The following is a 17,911-nucleotide window of genomic DNA, read 5'->3' on the forward strand; positions in this document are numbered from 1 at the left end:
TAGTTACTTATTTCTATTCAATCATCAATAATTATGAAAGGGAACAGGGAATAGAAAAGAGGTTGTCAACTTGGGGTAAAATACCCAGACGAGTGATTATATTAGGGTTAGGGAATGAGTTCTGTAATTAAAGTAGATATACCAGAAAAATCTTATGATATTACCATTGCACCTGGGAGTTTAGATCAACTAGGTGAACAAATGGCGACTTTGAAACTAGGTAAGAAAGTATTGCTAGTTTCCAACCCGATGATATTTAAATATTATGGCGAAAGAGCGATCGCCTCTTTAGAAAATGCCGGTTTTCAAGTCGTTAGCTACAACCTACCCCCAGGAGAACGCTACAAAACCCTCAACTCCATTCAAAAACTCTACGACATTGCCCTGGAAAATCGCCTAGAACGCTCCTCAACAATGGTCGCCTTGGGGGGAGGTGTAATTGGTGATATGACAGGCTTTGCTGCCGCCACATGGCTCAGAGGCATCAATGTAGTGCAAGTTCCTACCAGTCTCTTAGCAATGGTAGATTCGGCTATTGGTGGCAAAACCGGCGTAAATCATCCCCACGGTAAAAACTTGATTGGTGCATTTCATCAACCCAGTCTAGTTTTAATTGACCCAGAAGTCTTAAAAACCCTTCCAGCACGGGAATTTCGAGCAGGAATGGCAGAGGTGATCAAATACGGGATCATTTGGGACACCGAACTGTTTACTCAACTAACAGCAAGCAAACACCTTGATCAACTCCGCTATGTAAAATCCGACCTGATAAACAGCATATTAACTCATTCCTGTCAAGCAAAGGCAGATGTTGTCAGCAAAGATGAAAAAGAATCTGGATTAAGAGCAATTTTAAATTATGGTCATACTATCGGTCATGCAGTAGAAAGCCTCACCGAATACCGTTTATTCAAACATGGTGAAGCTGTCGGTATTGGTATGGTAGCAGCCGGAGACATTGCTGTAAAATTAGGACTTTGGACACAAGCAGACACAGAACGTCAAAACGCCTTAATCAAAAAAGCAGGTTTACCCACCCAAATACCCGCAGATTTAGATATTGAAGCTCTTATTGATGCTTTGCAATTAGACAAAAAAGTTAAATCTGGCAAAGTCCGCTTTGTCCTACCAACCCAAATTGGCGCAGTCAAAGTTACCGACGAAGTACCAACGGAAATAATTCGAGAAGTATTATTAGGGAATAGGAGTCAGGAGTCAGGAGTCAGGAGTCAGGAGTTTAGCTTAACCGACAGAAGCCCCACGTCTGACCCGATAGGGTAGCGGGGGGGGGATGAATGGCGCGTGAATTGACGACGGTTTTCCGACCAACGCGACAGCAAGGAAGGAAAACATGGAGACAATTCACAAAATTTGTGTTATGAATTGAATATCTCGGCAAGGCGAGAGAATAGCGATAACCAAGCTAGATACATGATCATTTTTGTTGATTAACCTTGATTTTGCCTTTGGAACGAGGGGTCAGCCTATCGCCTTAACATCAGTCTTGTTGTTCTCGAAGAGCAAAAAGCTGTTAACTGGGTAGGAAGCCTATACTTACCCGCAAGGGAAGTGTAGGTAGTTCACAAAAAAGAAGAAAGAAGAAGAAGAAGAAAATTCTTCCCCCGCTTCCTGCTGTTTGCCCTTTCCTTCTATACTGGTAAAGGCGCTGAACCATTCAATTGCCGAGCAGCATTGATACAAACAGGGCAATCACAGCCAAATAGCTTGATAGCTAAATCACTTTCAGCATCAGAAAATTCTAGTTCTTTGGGATTATTTGTGTCCGCTTGTGCCACTTGCATGGTTTCTTTAGCAACGCCCAAAGGAGTATTACTCACCTGTATACATACCTTGTTCGGAGTTGCTGAATGGGGAGACATGACACAAGATTCATGAGTACCAGCAGTGTCAACTGTTTGACTAGCATGAGCAGGTCTACCCATCATCACCATAGATAACATGGATGTAAACAACACGGGGCTAGAAATCAAAGTTAAAATAAATCTTTTGTTCATGTACTCTTAAAAACCTTGTTATTAGGGAAATAAACCAATTTATCTTTTCCGACAACTTGGTTGTTAATCAGTCTATCTTATCTAAGAAGAGGGAACAGGGAACAGGGAACAGGGAACACAAGAAAGGGAATATTTATCTTTTTATTGCTTTTTACCAATTACCCGTAATTACTAATATTACGTAAATTTTCGGTTTTGTATTTAAAATTAGTTACATAAAAAGTTAGAGTAATTACTCATTAAGATATAATCCAGATTATCTTCATGATTTGAGGTTTAGGCTTGTGCTAGGAATAAAAAGCATTAATATACATAATTTATCTATCTGGGTAGAACAAGCTAAAACCCAAGCAGCAAAAGGAAAAGTTATTGAACGCATTCCCAAATTAGCTACGGCTAATCCTAACTCATTTGCTGTTTATATAAGTTGTGAATCAGGAGAAAATTATAGTTTAGGAGATACCGATTGTGTATTTCCATTTATGAGTGTCATTAAGCCATTTTCTCTACTATACCTGCTGGAATATTACGGAGAAAAACAGGTTTTACAATGGGTTGGGGTTAAACCCTCGGATGCACCCTTTAATTCTTTATTGCAATTAAAAGAAGATCATGGATATCCTCGCAACCCTATGATTAATAGTGGTGCTATTACTCTTGCTGATAAGCTACCAGGAAAGGATGGACATGAATGTACACAATTGTTTTGTAATTGGTTAAATAAATTAGCAGGTACTCAAATATATATAGACACAGATATTCTAGCTTCAGTTCGTGCTAGTCGCTCCCAAATAAATATAGATATTGCCAACTATCTCTACGAATCGGGAAATTTAAATAATATTGAATTATCTCTAGACGTTTATGAACAAATATGCTGTATATCTGGACGGGTAGAAGATTTAGCTAAACTGGGAAAAATATTAGCCTGTAAAAGCGAATTCATAAATGACAAACACCGTCAAACCGTAAATACGGTGATGTTAACTTGTGGTTTATATGAAGCTTCCGCAGAATATGCTGTGAAAATTGGCTTACCGATAAAATCGGGTATTGGTGGTGGACTTGTCGCCATCATACCAAATCAGGGAGCAATGCCTTCGGCGATCGCTGCTATTGCCAGCTACAGTCCTGCTTTAGATATTGTAGGTAATCCTGTAGCTGGTTTAGCACTCATGGAAACTTTATCTCAAAATTTGCAACTGAGTATTTTTTGTTAGGGACTTCCAAATAAAAAAATACTCAACCACCTAACGCAAAAATCTCTCAAACCCTTATTCCTCTGTGTCCTCTGCGCCTCTGTGGTTCGTTAATCAGGATAATTTATTTCTTGGAAGTCCCTTAAGAGAACTCCACAAAAAGAAATGCCCAATGTCATTATGAACGAAAGGAAGTGTAGTGAAGAATCTCTTGAGATGCTTCGTTTCGCTATGGCTAACGCCACGCTCCGCGAACGCTACACTCAGCATGACAAAACAGGATCATTTATTTTGTGGCTTACTCCAATACCTTGTCCATTTTTTGTAGGTCGGGTTAAGCGACAGCGCAACCCGACGCATTTGTTGGGTTTCGTGCCTCAACCCAACCTTGTATCTTAGAGGTATGTTAGAAGAAGTGGTAGACCGTCCCAACCTGGGTCAGAAAAGACCGCTTTGTAGCAAGGATCACCACAACAATCTCCATGACAGAACTCGAACAGTCGCCTGGGGTAAAAACTATGAACAAAGACATAGATAATATAGCCCGTATCGTGCAAGGATGAGTGAAATCAAGGGGATGAATAAAAACAAAACAAATTAAAAAGAAGTAATTGAAATTGGAGAGTTAAAAATGGATTATATCTCCCAATGGGTAGGCATTGACGTAAGTAAAGCAACACTTGATGTTTATATCCGTCCAATGGGTAAAGCATTTCAATTTGCTAATACTGAAACAGAAATAGCTAATCTAGTTAAGCAACTTCAATCTAACGATTTAAACCTAATCGTACTGGAAGCAACAGGAGGACTAGAAACAGAATTAATCATTCAATTGCAAGCGGCTCTTTTACCAGTAGCATTAATCAATCCTCGTCAGGGAAGAGACTTTGCTAAAGCTACAGGTAAGTTAGCCAAAACCGATGCCATTGATGCACAGATTTTGGCGCATTTCGGTGAAGCAATGAAACCGGAGGTGTTAGCATTTTGATTGTGAAATGTCACGTCAATTAGGCGAATTAATTAGTCGCCGAAGACAATTAGTAGAAATGTCTACAGCGGAAAAGAATCGCCGTGACCGCGCTCGTGGTAAAGCTTTGACAGATATTGAATCCCATATTGATTATCTTGAGCAACATCTTCAACAACTCAATCAAGAAATTGAGACGTTGACCCAAAATAATCAACAATGGATTGATAAAGTCAATCTACTCAAAACTACTCCTGGCATTGGTCAAGTAATTTCTACCACTTTAGTTTCTGACTTACCAGAATTAGGTCAATTAACTGCCAAACAAATCTCTCGCTTAGTTGGTGTTGCACCAATTAATCATGATAGTGGTCAGCACAAAGGTAAGCGCATGATTAATGGTGGTCGCGCCCATGTTCGTGCCATTCTTTATATGGGTGCTGTTGTTGCCATGCGTCATAATCCTGTTATCAAAACTTTTTATGAGCGCTTGGTTGAACGTGGTAAACCCAAAAAATTGGCCATTACTGCTTGCGTTCATAAAATGTTAGTTATTTTAAATGCGATGATTCGAGATCATCTTCCTTGGTCTATTTCTCAAGACTCACAACCAATTTCTGCATAAAGTTCTACTGTCGTTTTTATACCTCCAATCTAGTTTGGTAATTTATGGCAATCTATAATTTACCTGTTTTGTTCTGTTCTGTTTTTCTCCTCTATTTTCTGACTTTTTTCCTAGACTTTAAATTTTTCCTTAACGATCGCTTGACAATCAAGACAGTCGCTACAAATCAAGACTTTTTTCAATTTCGACAAGGTATTGTTACTCTAATTACTCTTGAATTTGAGATTGCTTAGATGAACCTGTATCTGGTTTATCCAGATTCAATTCTTTTGTTTCTGTGACTTTAGTTTCTGGAGTTGGTGTAACTTCAGGAACTTTAACTTCGGGAATTGGTTGTTTTTCGACTTTAGTTTCTGGAGTTGGTGTAACTTCAGGAACTTTAACTTCAGGAATTGGTTGTTTTTCGACTTTAGTTTCTGGAGTTGGTGTAACTTCAGGAAGTTTAACTTCAGAAATTGGTTGTTTTTCGACTTTAGTTTCAGGAATTGGTGTAACTTTAGGAACTTTAACTTCGGGAATTGGTTGTTTTTCGACTTTAGTTTCTGGAGTTGGTGTAGCGGTAGATTCAGTACCTGGAATCTTAGCTGTATAAGTTGGGTCTACAATACCCCGAACTTCATCTGCTGTCAATTCCCCTCTGACAATTTTAGAAAGAGTATCTTGACCATTGGGTTGGTAATTAATTAGTCTGATAGTGGTATTAAAGGCATTTTTCACAGGTTGTCCTTCATTATCAAGGAATTCCAGTTTTACCCAAGTTTTACCAGGTTTAAAGCCTTTAAGATAAATAGGTTGCCAACGATCAAGAATAAAGCTTTCACCATTAACTGTACTACGAATGCGCCAATTGCTCATAGTATCGTCAGGATTAGTTTCAGCAATACTGTGCAACGGTGCATTAGTTAGGTAGAAGTCCAGCATAATTGGTTCTGCCCCATAACCACCATTGGGACGACTGTAAGTAAGTAGGGGTAATTTAGAATCTGGGTTGTTTTCCTCAGTTTTCGTCAAAACGTGAAATGTAGTTTGAGCATAAGCGCCTTCATTTTTAAAACTTTCATGCCACGGACGAGAAGCAAAAACGCGAAGAGTATGCGTACCGGGGGATAAGTCTGACAATACCACCGACTGATTTAAATCGTAAACAGCTATATAAGGTTGATTGTCTAAAATTAGGTGCAAATGGGGTCCAAGTTGCCATTGAGGGTCTTTAAATATCGGTAAGTCCTTAACCCGCAACTGGACTTTAACTATATTGTCTGGAAGAATTTCATCTACTTGGGGACTAATGATGCTGACTTGAGGTTGATAACCTTCTAGACTGGGACGCAATGCTTGAATAACATCAGGTGGTGCAGTTTCTGAAAAAGTCCCAGAAATTTCTGAGGCTGGGAGCGTTTTCATGAAAGGATTGGTGGATACTTCCTGGCTATTTGCTGCTTCAACACAACCACTTAAGTTTAAAACTAGCACTAATGCAGCAAGCCACTTAATAATTGGGAATCTCTTGGAAAAAAGTTGATCAAAAAATTTTCTGCACCCAGTGTTCATGTTTTTATTCCGTAATAGTTTTTAACAATTAACGCCATTATTGTGACGCAAATTATGGCTCATGGACTATGGATAAGAGCATAAATCTACTACCAAAGTTATAAATTTACCTACTTTTATCTGATTAAAATGTCGAATAAGTGATTTTTTTGACTTATTCTCAGAAAATAAATTTGGTTTCAGACCGCTGATTTTAGATAAAAGTAGCCAAATGGCAGGAGTTTGAGCGGCTTTGCGTATGAATCATAAGTTTTCCAAATTGTTGTTCTTTGTAAATTAAATGAAGAGTCTATTGACTTTTGGACAATGTATAGGAACTTATAAAGCCGATTGGACAATAAATTTGGCTATTTTTAATTATTGTTAACAGGTCTATAACAATGTGCAAGTTCAGACTCTATAATTCAACAGAAACAACTTTTCTTTTCCACACGGCAACCCCATCGCTAGTCCAGACCAATCTGAAAACGGCGACTGTGTTATTCTAGGTGGTATTCATGATTCCCCATTCCTTATAGAGAGGAGGTCGAATGACGATTAGTCCTCCGGAGCGAGAGGAAAAAAAAGCAAGAGTGATCGTTGACAATGACCCGGTTCCTACCTCATTTGAAAAATGGGCAAAGCCAGGACATTTCGACAGATCCTTAACCAGAGGTCCAAAAACCACAACCTGGATTTGGAACCTCCATGCCCTCGCCCATGATTTTGATACACATACAAGCGATTTAGAAGACATTTCCCGCAAGATATTCGCCGCTCACTTCGGCCATTTGGCTGTAGTAGCAATCTGGTTGAGCGGAATGTTGTTCCACGGTGCTAAGTTCTCGAACTACGAAGCTTGGCTGGCTGACCCATTAGGCATTAAGCCCAGCGCCCAAACAGTTTGGTCTATTGTTGGTCAAGACATTTTAAACGGTGATATGGGCGGCGGTTTCCGCGGCATTCAAATCACCTCTGGCTTGTTCCAAGTATGGCGTGGCTGGGGTATCACTAGCTCCTTCCAGCTATATGTAACTGCAATTGGCGGCTTGGTATTAGCAGGCTTGTTCTTATTTGCTGGCTGGTTTCACTACCACAAACGCGCTCCTAAACTGGAATGGTTCCAGAATGTGGAGTCAATGCTGAATCATCACTTATCAGTGTTGCTAGGCTGTGGTTCTTTGGGATGGGCTGGTCACTTAATCCATGTGTCTGCACCCATCAACAAACTGTTAGATGCAGGTGTAGCAGCTAAGGACATCCCTCTGCCTCATGAGTTGCTGTTTGATACAGCAAAAATGGCAGCACTTTACCCTGGTTTCGCCAGTGGTTTAACACCTTTCTTCACCTTAAATTGGGGAGCTTACGCTGATATCCTCACATTTAAGGGTGGTTTAAACCCAGTTACAGGCGGCTTGTGGATGACTGATATTTCTCATCACCACCTAGCGATCGCTGTACTGTTCATCATTGCTGGTCATATGTACCGTACTAACTGGGGTATCGGTCATAGCATTAAAGATATTCTAGAAGCTCATAAAGGTCCTTTCACTGGCGAAGGTCACAAAGGTCTTTACGAAAACCTCACCACTTCTTGGCACGCTCAATTAGCTACTAACCTAGCTTTCTTGGGTTCCTTAACAATCATCATCGCTCACCATATGTACGCGATGCCTCCCTATCCTTACTTGGCAACTGATTACGCAACACAATTGTGTATCTTCACTCACCATATTTGGATAGGTGGTTTCTTGATTGTTGGTGGTGCTGCCCACGCAGCCATTTTCATGGTGCGCGATTACGATCCTGTTGTGAACCAAAACAACGTTTTAGATCGCGTGATTCGTCACCGTGACGCTATCATTTCTCACCTCAACTGGGTTTGTATTTTCTTAGGCTTCCACAGCTTTGGTTTGTACATCCATAATGACACCATGCGTGCCTTGGGTCGTCCCCAGGATATGTTCTCCGACAGTGCAATTCAATTGCAACCAGTATTTGCTCAATGGGTACAAAACCTGCACACATTAGCGCCTGGTAATACAGCACCTAACGCTCTTCAAGTAGTTAGTCATGCTTTTGGTGGTGGAATTGTTGCTATCGGCGATAAGATCGCTATGATGCCCATTACATTGGGTACAGCGGACTTCATGGTTCACCACATTCACGCATTCACCATTCACGTTACTGTTCTCATCTTGCTCAAAGGTGTATTGTACGCCCGTAGTTCTCGTCTGATTCCAGACAAGGCTAACTTAGGCTTCCGATTCCCTTGCGATGGTCCAGGTCGTGGCGGTACTTGCCAAGTTTCCGGTTGGGATCATATCTTCCTCGGACTCTTCTGGATGTATAACTCCTTATCAATTGTAATTTTCCACTTTAGTTGGAAGATGCAGTCTGATGTCTGGGGAACAGTAGATGCAGATGGTACAGTAAATCACATTACTGGCGGTAACTTCGCTGAAAGTGCTATCACCATCAACGGTTGGTTACGTGACTTCTTGTGGGCGCAAGCTACACAAGTAATCAACTCCTACGGAACTGAATTGTCCGCTTACGGACTCATGTTCTTAGGCGCTCACTTTGTTTGGGCGTTCAGCTTAATGTTCCTGTTCAGTGGTCGTGGCTACTGGCAAGAACTAATTGAGTCCATTGTTTGGGCGCACAATAAACTGAAAGTAGCCCCAACAATTCAGCCTCGCGCACTGAGCATCACTCAAGGTCGGGCTGTAGGTGTGGCTCACTACCTATTAGGAGGAATTGCTACCACTTGGGCATTCTTCCACGCACACATCCTTTCAGTAGGATAAGAATCAGTGGAATTTTGGTGAGGCAGCGCGGTCTTGGGGGTTTCCCCCATGAGCGACTGCCGAACCCGTAGGGATTTTGGATTTGAGATTTAATCCAAAATCCAGAATCTAAAATCTAAAATTTTGCTGACAAATAATGGCTAAAGGTCAGAGGACAGATCACACCTATGGCAACAAAATTTCCAAAATTTAGCCAGGATCTCGCACAGGACCCGACTACTCGTCGGATTTGGTATGCGATCGCTACAGGCAACGACTTTGAAAGCCACGATGGCATGACGGAAGAGAATCTTTACCAAAAGATTTTCGCTACGCACTTCGGTCACTTGGCAATCATCTTCCTGTGGGCATCCAGCCTCCTGTTCCACGTGGCCTGGCAAGGTAACTTTGAACAGTGGATTAAAGATCCCCTTCACGTCCGTCCAATTGCCCATGCAATTTGGGACCCTCACTTCGGTGAAGCTGCAATTGACGCTTTCACCCAAGCTGGTGCAAGCAACCCTGTAAACATTGCTTACTCTGGTGTTTATCACTGGTGGTACACCATCGGGATGCGGACAAACAGCGAACTATATACTGGTTCCGTTGGTTTGCTCTTGTTGTCCGCATTGTTCCTATTTGCTGGTTGGTTACATTTACAACCCAAGTTCCGTCCTAGCCTTTCTTGGTTCAAGAGTGCTGAACCCCGCCTAAACCACCACTTGGCTGGTTTGTTTGGTGTTAGTTCTCTGGCTTGGGCTGGTCACTTAGTTCACGTTGCTATTCCTGAATCCCGTGGTATTCACGTGGGTTGGGATAACTTCTTGACTGTAGCTCCCCATCCAGAAGGTTTAACTCCTTTCTTTACAGGTAACTGGGGCGTTTACGCTCAAAACCCTGACACCGCTGGTCAGTTATTTGGTACTTCCACAGGTGCAGGGACTGCGATTCTTACCTTCTTGGGCGGTTTCCACCCCCAAACAGAATCCTTGTGGTTGACTGACATGGCTCACCACCACTTGGCGATCGCAGTTTTGTTCATCATCGCTGGTCATATGTACCGGACTAACTTCGGAATTGGTCACAGCATCAAAGAAATGCTGAACTCCAAATCCGGTTTAGTACCTGGTAGCAAGAGCGAAGGTCAGTTCAACCTGCCCCACCAAGGTCTTTACGACACCATCAACAACTCCCTGCACTTCCAGTTGTCATTAGCTTTGGCATCTTTGGGAACTATCTGTTCCTTGGTAGCGCAGCATATGTACGCTCTGCCTCCTTATGCTTTCATCGCTAAGGATTACACCACACAGGCAGCACTGTACACCCACCACCAGTACATCGCTGGTTTCTTGATGGTTGGTGCTTTTGCTCACGCAGCAATTTTCTGGGTACGTGATTACGACCCCGAACAAAACAAAGGTAACGTCCTTGACCGGATGTTACAACACAAAGAAGCGATCATCTCCCACCTTAGCTGGGTATCTCTCTTCTTGGGTTTCCACACCCTGGGTTTATATGTTCACAACGACGTAGTTGTTGCGTTCGGTACTCCTGAAAAACAAATCTTGATTGAGCCAGTATTTGCTCAATTCATCCAAGCTGCTCAAGGTAAAGCTTTGTATGGCTTGAATGTACTGTTGTCTAACCCCGACAGTATTGCTTACACCGCTTACCCCAATGCTGGTAACGTTTGGTTGTCTGGCTGGTTAGATGCCATCAACTCTGGAACAAATTCCTTGTTCTTGACCATTGGACCTGGCGATTTCTTGGTTCACCACGCTTTCGCTTTGGCTATCCACACCACCACCTTGGTACTCGTTAAGGGTGCTTTGGATGCTCGTGGTTCTAAACTGATGCCCGATAAAAAGGACTTCGGTTATGCGTTCCCCTGCGACGGTCCAGGCCGTGGCGGTACTTGCGATATCTCCGCATGGGACTCTTTCTACCTGTCTATGTTCTGGATGTTAAACACCATCGGTTGGGTAACATTCTACTGGCACTGGAAACACCTCGGTATTTGGCAAGGTAACGTTGCTCAGTTCAACGAAAACTCTACCTACCTCATGGGCTGGTTCCGTGACTACCTCTGGGCTAACTCTGCTCAGTTGATTAACGGTTACAACCCCTACGGCATGAATAACTTGTCTGTTTGGGCTTGGATGTTCCTCTTCGGACACCTCATCTGGGCTACTGGTTTCATGTTCCTCATCTCTTGGAGAGGTTACTGGCAAGAGTTAATTGAAACCTTGGTTTGGGCGCACGAACGTACTCCTTTAGCTAACTTGGTTCGCTGGAAGGACAAGCCCGTTGCTCTCTCCATTGTTCAAGCTCGTGTGGTTGGTTTAGCTCACTTCACTGTTGGCTACATCGTCACCTATGCAGCGTTCCTCATTGCCTCTACGGCTGGTAAGTTTGGTTGATCCTGACTACTGCTTTTAGGTAATTAAAAATCCCCTGCCGTGAGGTGGGGGATTTTTTAATGGGCGGGCAGCCGACCCCACAAGAGATGTAACCTACTAGTCTGTCAACCCGAAAATGACGGGTGAAGGCAAGCAGGGGCAGGGGAGGTAGGGGAGGTAGGGGAGGTAGGGGAGGTAGGGGAGGTAGGGGAGGTAGGGGAGTAGGGGAGTAATAATTTATTATTTACCCTCAAACGTGGAGTTAATCCCAGTGCTACTCTCCGCAGACTCTTAGACCCTCGGGGTTTGGCTGCTGGTAATACACTCAATGAAAGTGCAGGTGACACAATTAATATTGATTTCCAGCTTTACCTCGATAATGCCACTGTTGAACCGGATTAAATTAACATGACTTGGCGGATATTAAAATTTGTCGCCTGTATTGGCGGTTTGTCAATGTTACTTTCAAGTTCGGCAGGAAATATTAGTATTTCTGCTGAAGAAACTGGCACGACAAAACCGCCAATTCCATTATCAGCAGCACAGTTACAGAAAAAAGTGGCGGCTATTACTGTGAAGATATTATCAACAGATTTTTTGGGTTCGGGAATATTACTAAATAAACAAAATTCAGTTTATACAGTATTAACAAATGCCCATGTTTTACGAGCAGATAATCCACCTTATCGCATTCAAACACCAGATGGAGAAATATACAAAGCAGATGTTCCAAAAAATGTGAACTTTCAGAATTATGATTTAGCAATATTGCAATTTTCAACTATTAAAAAAATCTATTCTGTCGCAAATTTGGGTACTGTTCCCACAGTAGGAGATGAGGTATTTATTGCCGGGTTTCCTGTGGGGGAAGAAAGCGAAAAAATCAACTTTGTATTTATTGGTGGTAAAGTATCTTTGGTAGTAGTGGCATCTCTTTTATTGACAGCATGGGTATTCCTATTTGTCATAATAAAAGAGCAAAAAGAAATAAAGTTTTCCGTGGCTTATCGGGCTGGGGCAGGAGTTCTGTGGATTGGTACTTTGGATTTAAACTTCATTTAATTATTAATGAACAAGGCGAATTATTAGCTTTTCAAGTTACTCCCGGAAATGTTGATGACCGGAAACCAGTTCCTACTTTGGCACAAAATTTATGGGGAAGACTTTTTGGAGATAAAGGATATATTTCTAAAAGTTTATTTCAGGAACTATTGGAAAATGATGTGAAATTAATTACTCCTTTTAAGGAGAATATGAAGAATAAATTAGTTGAATTGTGGGAAAAACTTATGTTAAGAAAAAGAGCTTTAATTGAAACTGTCAATGACCAACTATGGCTACGCCACGCAGGCTATCAAAATATTTCCCAAGTTGTTCATTCTCGTCATCGCAGTATTTATAATTTTATGGTTAATATTATTGCTGGTTTAATTGCTTATACTTGGCAAGATAAAAAACCTTCTTTAAAATTAGATAAACATGAAGTAACTTCTCTACCAGCTTTATTAATTTAATTATTTTCATGCAATTAAATTGTGAGTCCAAAATATTCAATTTTGGATTGTTTTCTCTTGTTTATTTATTGTCAATAATCATTGCTAATTGAGAAAAGCCCGATATAATTAGTTTTCAGGATGATTATTTATATCGAACTCAGGTGATAGCGAACGCATTGCGTCCCGGAGGGAACTAGCGCGACCTAGGAATCGCTCTAGAAGTCTTTCATTGCCTTCCCATAGCGTTTCCCACAGAGGAGGAATAACGAAGCGATAGCGAACGCATTGCGTCCCGGAGGGAACTAGCGCGACCTAGGAATCGCAAAAACCACGGGATTATGTGATTACTTGCGCTCGTAATGACAATTTCAGGGGTCTATAACGCCTGAAACCCTTGCAGATACAACTTGTGTGTACACCGTAGCCTTCACAAGGGGAGGGTTAGGGTGGGGTAAAACATTTGATACAGCAATCATGAGTTTTCAAACAACGTCTAATAAGTATTAAATTTCCTGGTTGCTACTGGATGGCTTTGAAACTTCCCATACTTCCCTGTAAACTGGAAAGAATATGCCGGGGTGCGATACCTATAATAAATATGTCATTAAAAATAGATTCTGGATTATTTACGGATGATTTCATAGATCATCACGCAGTTTTATGTGTGCCGATTGATGCGGAATTTAAGGAAATCCGTAACCGTTATTTACAAATTGCTCGGATATTGCACCCAGATAGTTCTTTGATGAGGAATGAGTCGGAAAAAGAGATGGCTAATCAATTTTTAGCAAAGTTGGTTAATCCGGCTTATGAGAAGTTTTCTGTGGAACGCAATCGGGCTGAGTATTTGTTTATTCTGACACAAATGGGGAAGAGATTTGCCCAAGAACCAGGAGCAATTAGACTGAAGACGGAATCGGGGCGGCAATTGTTAGCTGCGCCTAATGTGAGTATGGCATATAAGCAGGCGATCGCTAAAATTGCCCCAACTCAATTTAGTGATTTGCAACAAGTACACAAAATCATTGCTGAGGTTAGTGAGCTAAATCTAGTTTATCTGATGCGGGTGGCTGGACAGTCAATGAATAAGTCCGCACCTAGTCAACCTCAAGGTTCTGCCCCAAATTTACCACCAACGCCAACCTCCCCACCCGAAGAAGAGTCAATCGTAGAACAATACCTGCGTCGCGCTCAAGTTTTATTAGAAAAAAACCAATTGTCCCCAGCCAAAGTAGAATTACAAGATGCCTTAAAGTTAGAACCGCGAAATAGTCATTGCCATAGCTTGATGGCAATGGTATATTTACGGGAAAATCAACTGAAAATGGCAAAAATTCACTTTGATAACGCCCTGAAGTTAGATCCCAATGAGAAAATCGCTTTGGAATGGAAACCCAAAGTAGATCAAGCTTTAGGAATTACAAACAGTGGTTCTCAAGTGAGTTCCGCTTCTAAAACTGAAGAGAAGCAACCAGATAAGTCTGGAAAAGGTGGTTTGTTTGGCGGTTTGTTTGGTGGGAAGAAAAAATAATGGTGTATCAACCAGCAGCGGGAGCAAGGGATCTATTACCTTTAGATGTGGCGCAAAAACGCTGGATTGAAGATAGATTAGAACAGGTGTTTCAACGGTGGGGATATCACAGGATTATCACCTCAACTTTGGAACGAATGGATACTCTGATGGCTGGTGAAGCTATTCAGCGTCAGATGGTGATTCAACTCCAAAATAGTCAAAATGAAGAATTGGGGTTGCGTCCAGAATTGACTGCCTCTATCGCTCGCACAGTGGTAACTCGCATGGCAGATGCCACTTATCCCCAGCGACTATATTACAATGCTAATGTTTTCCGCCGCAATTGGGAAGGCCGCCATAATCGTCAGCAGGAGTATTATCAAGCTGGGGTGGAGTTACTGGGTGCTGAGGGATTATTAGCCAATGGGGAAGTGTTGCTGCTGGTAGCAGACTGTTTAACAGCATTGGATTTAAAAGATTGGCGGTTAATTTTGGGGGAAGCGGGAATTACTCGTTCTTTGCTGAATGCTTTTCCCCCGGAAATCAGAAATCAAGTCCGCAGGGCGATCGCTAATTTAGATCGCGTGACTATTGATACTTTGCCTCTAGAGGAAGAACTCCGCCAACGCGCTAAAATTATGTTGGATTTGCGGGGTGATAGTAAAGATGTTTTACAAAAGGTCAGTAGTTTACATCTAGAACCAGATCAGCACGAGGCAATAAATAACCTCAGATCCCTAGTGGAATTACTAGATGGTAAATTCCCTTTAATCCTTGACTTGAGCCTAATTCAAACCATTGATTACTACACAGGTTTGGTTTTTGAAGTAGTGAGCGAGACAAATTCCCAAGCACAGATTTTAGGAAGTGGTGGGCGTTATGACCAATTATTAGGTTTATACCATCCCCAGAAGGAAAATATTCCCGGTATCGGCTTTGAATTGAATATTGATGATTTATACCAAATTCTCCTATCAAATCAGCAATTACCCCAGGATATTCCCGCTAGTAATTGGTTAGTAGTTCCAGAAACCCCCGGCGCTGAAGCTGCGGCTTTTGCCTATGCCGATAAATTACGTAATTCCACTAATTTAGTGAGAGTAGAAATAGACCTGGGAGGTAGGGACACAGCAGGGATTCGTCAATATGCAAGCGATCGCTCCATTACCCAAATAGCCTGGATTAAAGCCGACGGTTCACACACCATTGAACCCGGAATCATCCCGTAGGGGCGCAGGGCCTGCGCCCAAAACATTAATACCCCACTTGCGCCCAAAACATGAGTCACGGACTTACGCCCAAAAGAATTAATAACTGACAAAAAAGAGGGAATCGGAAAAATGCCACATACCATTGTTACAGACGTTTGTGAAGGTGTTGCTGACTGCGTAAGTGCTTGTCCTGTAGCTTGTATTCATCCAGGTCCAGGAAAAAACGTTAAAGGCACAGATTGGTACTGGATTGACTTTGCTACCTGTATTGATTGTGGTATCTGTTTGCAAGTTTGCCCCGTAGAAAACGCAATTTTGGCAGAAGAAAGACCAGAATTGCAGAAAATAGTAAATTAGGTGACAGGTGACAGGTGCTACGCCACGGGGACAGGTGACAGTGGAAAAGAAAATCACCAAATCACCAAATTACCTGTTACCTGTTCCCCGTTCCCTGTTCCCTGTTCCCTCATGTAACAAATGACTAATAACTATTTATTAAACGTAGAAAATGTCCACGCTGGATATATTAAAGATGTAGATATTTTGCAAGGTGTCAACTTTCACATTGCACCAGGAGAATTAGTCACAGTAATTGGTCCCAATGGTGCAGGTAAATCCACCTTAGTAAAAACCATTTTTGGACTTTTGACACCCCACACCGGAACTATTACCTTTAAAGATCAGAATTTGATTGGTTTAAAATCAAATCAAATTGTCGCCAAAGGAATGTCCTATGTTCCCCAAATTGCCAACGTTTTCCCCTCTTTAACCATAGATGAAAACTTAGAAATGGGGGCTTTTGTGAGAGATGTTCCCTTGAAACCTCTTAAAGATAAAATATACACCATGTTTCCTCGATTGAGCGATCGCCGTCGTCAACGCGCAGGAACTCTTTCCGGTGGAGAAAGACAAATGTTAGCAATGGGGAAAGCATTAATGTTAGAACCCAGTTTACTCCTATTAGATGAACCCTCAGCCGCATTATCTCCCATTTTGGTAACTCAAGTATTTGAGCAAATTAAACAAATTAAAAAATCGGGGACTGCGATAGTTTTAGTTGAACAAAATGCCAGAAAAGCCTTAGAAATGGCAGATCGTGGTTATGTGTTAGAATCAGGAAGAGATGCTATCTCAGGACCTGGTAGAGAATTATTAAATAACCCAAAAGTCGGAGAATTGTATTTAGGTGCTGGAAAGGGACATTAATCAATCAAATCAGATCCCCGACTTCTTAAAGAAGTCGGGGATCTAAAACCTAAACCTATACTATTATTGGGAATATGACTACACAAACAATATCATCGCCGGCAGTATATCAAGGTCAATTTGGGGAGTTTACGATTACTCAGAGCGATCGCCAAAGTGTGATAATTTATCGCACAGGATTAATGATCGCCGCCCTGTGTTTTGCCATTGGTAGCGGTTTAGTCTTATTTTATCCCCAACCCGCTGCGATGCCTGCGGCGAGCTTCGCTATCGCCTCCCTGACACCTCTCTACACCTGTTTTAGTATTGCACTGGGAGTTAGTTTATTAACTATTCATATCTATATGGCATTTTTGCACCGCATTCTCCAACTTTTTTGGATAATTGGTAGCATTTGTGCCTTTATTTTTGGACATGGTGATAGTCAAGCTTTTGCAATTACTATTTATAATCAACCCCTCACCATATTAGGAATTGGTTTTACCTTTGCAGCCTTGACAGGGATCTTTTTCAAAGAAGGTTTTTGTTTTCATCGTTTAGAAACTAAAATCTTAACTCCCCTTGTTCCCCTACTATTATTAGGACATTTAACCGGAATTTTATCAACGCCAGCAGAACAAGTTTTACTAGCAACTTGGGCAATTTTATTCCTCATCTTTGCTATAAGAAAAGTAATTCAAGCTATTCCTCCCGACATTGGCGATAAATCTGTATTTGATTATTTGAAAAATCGGCGTTGCTGATTAAGGGTATGAATTTTAGTCTCACGCAAAGGCGCAAAGACGCAAAGGTAAGATTTTTAAAGGTTCAATTTGGAAATTTCATACCTCGATTCAGCAACGCCAAAAAATCAAGATATTGAACCCACGTACCATCTAGGTTTTGCCTGTGTAGACGCGGTTTCTAACCGCCAGGGTTAGTATGGATTGAGACTTTTCAAACACCCTCTAACCGCCAATGT

General features: G+C 41.7%; 14 protein-coding genes and 2 pseudogenes. 14 read left to right on the forward strand and 2 right to left on the reverse strand.

Annotated elements, in window-relative coordinates; translation table 11 throughout:
- Nucleotides 1-114 precede the first annotated feature (114 nt).
- Nucleotides 115-1,281 (forward strand): 3-dehydroquinate synthase, encoded by a 1,167-nt coding sequence (aroB, locus tag HEQ36_RS22735; protein ID WP_168636098.1) that lies wholly within the window; start codon nucleotides 115-117, stop codon nucleotides 1,279-1,281.
- Between the two features lie 368 nt (nucleotides 1,282-1,649).
- On the opposite strand, the gene HEQ36_RS22740 is transcribed toward aroB, so the two are convergent.
- Nucleotides 1,650-2,015 (reverse strand): hypothetical protein, encoded by a 366-nt coding sequence (locus tag HEQ36_RS22740; protein WP_081424198.1) that lies wholly within the window; start codon nucleotides 2,013-2,015, stop codon nucleotides 1,650-1,652.
- Between the two features lie 284 nt (nucleotides 2,016-2,299).
- On the opposite strand from HEQ36_RS22740, the gene HEQ36_RS22745 reads away from it, so the two are divergent.
- The 3 genes and pseudogenes from HEQ36_RS22745 (at nucleotide 2,300) to HEQ36_RS22755 (ending at nucleotide 5,039) form a co-directional block, all read left to right on the forward strand.
- Nucleotides 2,300-3,235, forward strand: coding sequence for a glutaminase (locus HEQ36_RS22745; RefSeq protein ID WP_168636097.1), 936 nt, complete (start codon nucleotides 2,300-2,302; stop codon nucleotides 3,233-3,235).
- A 610-nt stretch (nucleotides 3,236-3,845) separates the two neighbouring features.
- Nucleotides 3,846-4,806: pseudogene (locus HEQ36_RS22750) on the forward strand (IS110 family transposase).
- A 44-nt stretch (nucleotides 4,807-4,850) separates the two neighbouring features.
- Nucleotides 4,851-5,039, forward strand: coding sequence for a hypothetical protein (locus tag HEQ36_RS22755; RefSeq protein WP_205748518.1), 189 nt, complete (start codon nucleotides 4,851-4,853; stop codon nucleotides 5,037-5,039).
- Here HEQ36_RS22755 and HEQ36_RS22760 read toward each other — a convergent pair.
- The gene (locus HEQ36_RS22760) at nucleotides 5,014-6,357 is read right to left on the reverse strand and encodes a hypothetical protein (RefSeq protein ID WP_168636096.1); all 1,344 of its coding nucleotides are present in this window, start codon (nucleotides 6,355-6,357) and stop codon (nucleotides 5,014-5,016) included. The two genes, HEQ36_RS22755 and HEQ36_RS22760, sit on opposite strands and share 26 nt — an antisense overlap.
- Before the next feature lie 530 nt (nucleotides 6,358-6,887).
- Between HEQ36_RS22760 and psaA the strand changes: the two genes are divergently transcribed.
- From psaA to HEQ36_RS22810, 10 genes and pseudogenes are all read left to right on the forward strand, one after another.
- Nucleotides 6,888-9,146: a photosystem I core protein PsaA gene (gene psaA, locus HEQ36_RS22765; RefSeq protein ID WP_053538921.1), complete on the forward strand. Its 2,259-nt coding sequence runs from the start codon at nucleotides 6,888-6,890 to the stop codon at nucleotides 9,144-9,146.
- A gap of 167 nt (nucleotides 9,147-9,313) precedes the next feature.
- Nucleotides 9,314-11,545, forward strand: coding sequence for a photosystem I core protein PsaB (psaB, locus tag HEQ36_RS22770; RefSeq protein ID WP_053538922.1), 2,232 nt, complete (start codon nucleotides 9,314-9,316; stop codon nucleotides 11,543-11,545).
- 219 nt (nucleotides 11,546-11,764) lie between these two features.
- Nucleotides 11,765-11,926 (forward strand): annotated as a pseudogene (locus HEQ36_RS22775) (COP23 domain-containing protein); the annotation flags it as partial.
- Between the two features lie 6 nt (nucleotides 11,927-11,932).
- Nucleotides 11,933-12,586: a serine protease gene (locus HEQ36_RS22780; protein WP_233455479.1), complete on the forward strand. Its 654-nt coding sequence runs from the start codon at nucleotides 11,933-11,935 to the stop codon at nucleotides 12,584-12,586.
- A complete protein-coding gene (locus HEQ36_RS22785; protein ID WP_233455478.1) occupies nucleotides 12,472-13,038 on the forward strand; it encodes an IS982 family transposase in 567 nt (188 codons plus the stop codon). Before HEQ36_RS22780 ends, HEQ36_RS22785 begins: the two co-directional genes overlap by 115 nt.
- Nucleotides 13,039-13,618: 580 nt before the next feature.
- Nucleotides 13,619-14,551 (forward strand): J domain-containing protein, encoded by a 933-nt coding sequence (locus HEQ36_RS22790; RefSeq protein ID WP_168636095.1) that lies wholly within the window; start codon nucleotides 13,619-13,621, stop codon nucleotides 14,549-14,551.
- The gene (locus tag HEQ36_RS22795) at nucleotides 14,551-15,762 is read left to right on the forward strand and encodes an ATP phosphoribosyltransferase regulatory subunit (protein WP_053538924.1); all 1,212 of its coding nucleotides are present in this window, start codon (nucleotides 14,551-14,553) and stop codon (nucleotides 15,760-15,762) included. Before HEQ36_RS22790 ends, HEQ36_RS22795 begins: the two co-directional genes overlap by 1 nt.
- 111 nt (nucleotides 15,763-15,873) lie before the next feature.
- The gene (locus HEQ36_RS22800) at nucleotides 15,874-16,101 is read left to right on the forward strand and encodes a ferredoxin family protein (protein WP_027400959.1); all 228 of its coding nucleotides are present in this window, start codon (nucleotides 15,874-15,876) and stop codon (nucleotides 16,099-16,101) included.
- 120 nt (nucleotides 16,102-16,221) lie between these two features.
- Nucleotides 16,222-16,950 (forward strand): ABC transporter ATP-binding protein, encoded by a 729-nt coding sequence (locus HEQ36_RS22805; protein ID WP_053538925.1) that lies wholly within the window; start codon nucleotides 16,222-16,224, stop codon nucleotides 16,948-16,950.
- Nucleotides 16,951-17,024: 74 nt separating this feature from the next.
- Nucleotides 17,025-17,693, forward strand: a complete 669-nt coding sequence (locus tag HEQ36_RS22810; protein WP_053538926.1) for a DUF2301 domain-containing membrane protein — start codon at nucleotides 17,025-17,027, stop codon at nucleotides 17,691-17,693.
- Nucleotides 17,694-17,911: the final 218 nt, after the last annotated feature.

This window comes from Anabaena sp. 54 (assembly GCF_017355725.1).
GTDB classification, from domain to species: Bacteria; Cyanobacteriota; Cyanobacteriia; order Cyanobacteriales; family Nostocaceae; genus Dolichospermum; species Dolichospermum heterosporum.

What these genes read in the sequence shown, in the direction of transcription:
- aroB (WP_168636098.1), top strand. Translation starts at nt 115, where the DNA reads ATGAGTTCTGTAATTAAAGTAGATATACCAGAAAAATCTTATGATATT.
- HEQ36_RS22740 (WP_081424198.1), bottom strand. Translation starts at nt 2,015, where the DNA reads ATGAACAAAAGATTTATTTTAACTTTGATTTCTAGCCCCGTGTTGTTT.
- HEQ36_RS22755 (WP_205748518.1), top strand. Translation starts at nt 4,851, where the DNA reads ATGGCAATCTATAATTTACCTGTTTTGTTCTGTTCTGTTTTTCTCCTC.
- HEQ36_RS22760 (WP_168636096.1), bottom strand. Translation starts at nt 6,357, where the DNA reads ATGAACACTGGGTGCAGAAAATTTTTTGATCAACTTTTTTCCAAGAGA.
- psaA (WP_053538921.1), top strand. Translation starts at nt 6,888, where the DNA reads ATGACGATTAGTCCTCCGGAGCGAGAGGAAAAAAAAGCAAGAGTGATC.
- psaB (WP_053538922.1), top strand. Translation starts at nt 9,314, where the DNA reads ATGGCAACAAAATTTCCAAAATTTAGCCAGGATCTCGCACAGGACCCG.
- HEQ36_RS22780 (WP_233455479.1), top strand. Translation starts at nt 11,933, where the DNA reads ATGACTTGGCGGATATTAAAATTTGTCGCCTGTATTGGCGGTTTGTCA.
- HEQ36_RS22785 (WP_233455478.1), top strand. Translation starts at nt 12,472, where the DNA reads ATGGGTATTCCTATTTGTCATAATAAAAGAGCAAAAAGAAATAAAGTT.
- HEQ36_RS22790 (WP_168636095.1), top strand. Translation starts at nt 13,619, where the DNA reads ATGTCATTAAAAATAGATTCTGGATTATTTACGGATGATTTCATAGAT.
- HEQ36_RS22795 (WP_053538924.1), top strand. Translation starts at nt 14,551, where the DNA reads ATGGTGTATCAACCAGCAGCGGGAGCAAGGGATCTATTACCTTTAGAT.
- HEQ36_RS22800 (WP_027400959.1), top strand. Translation starts at nt 15,874, where the DNA reads ATGCCACATACCATTGTTACAGACGTTTGTGAAGGTGTTGCTGACTGC.
- HEQ36_RS22805 (WP_053538925.1), top strand. Translation starts at nt 16,222, where the DNA reads ATGACTAATAACTATTTATTAAACGTAGAAAATGTCCACGCTGGATAT.
- HEQ36_RS22810 (WP_053538926.1), top strand. Translation starts at nt 17,025, where the DNA reads ATGACTACACAAACAATATCATCGCCGGCAGTATATCAAGGTCAATTT.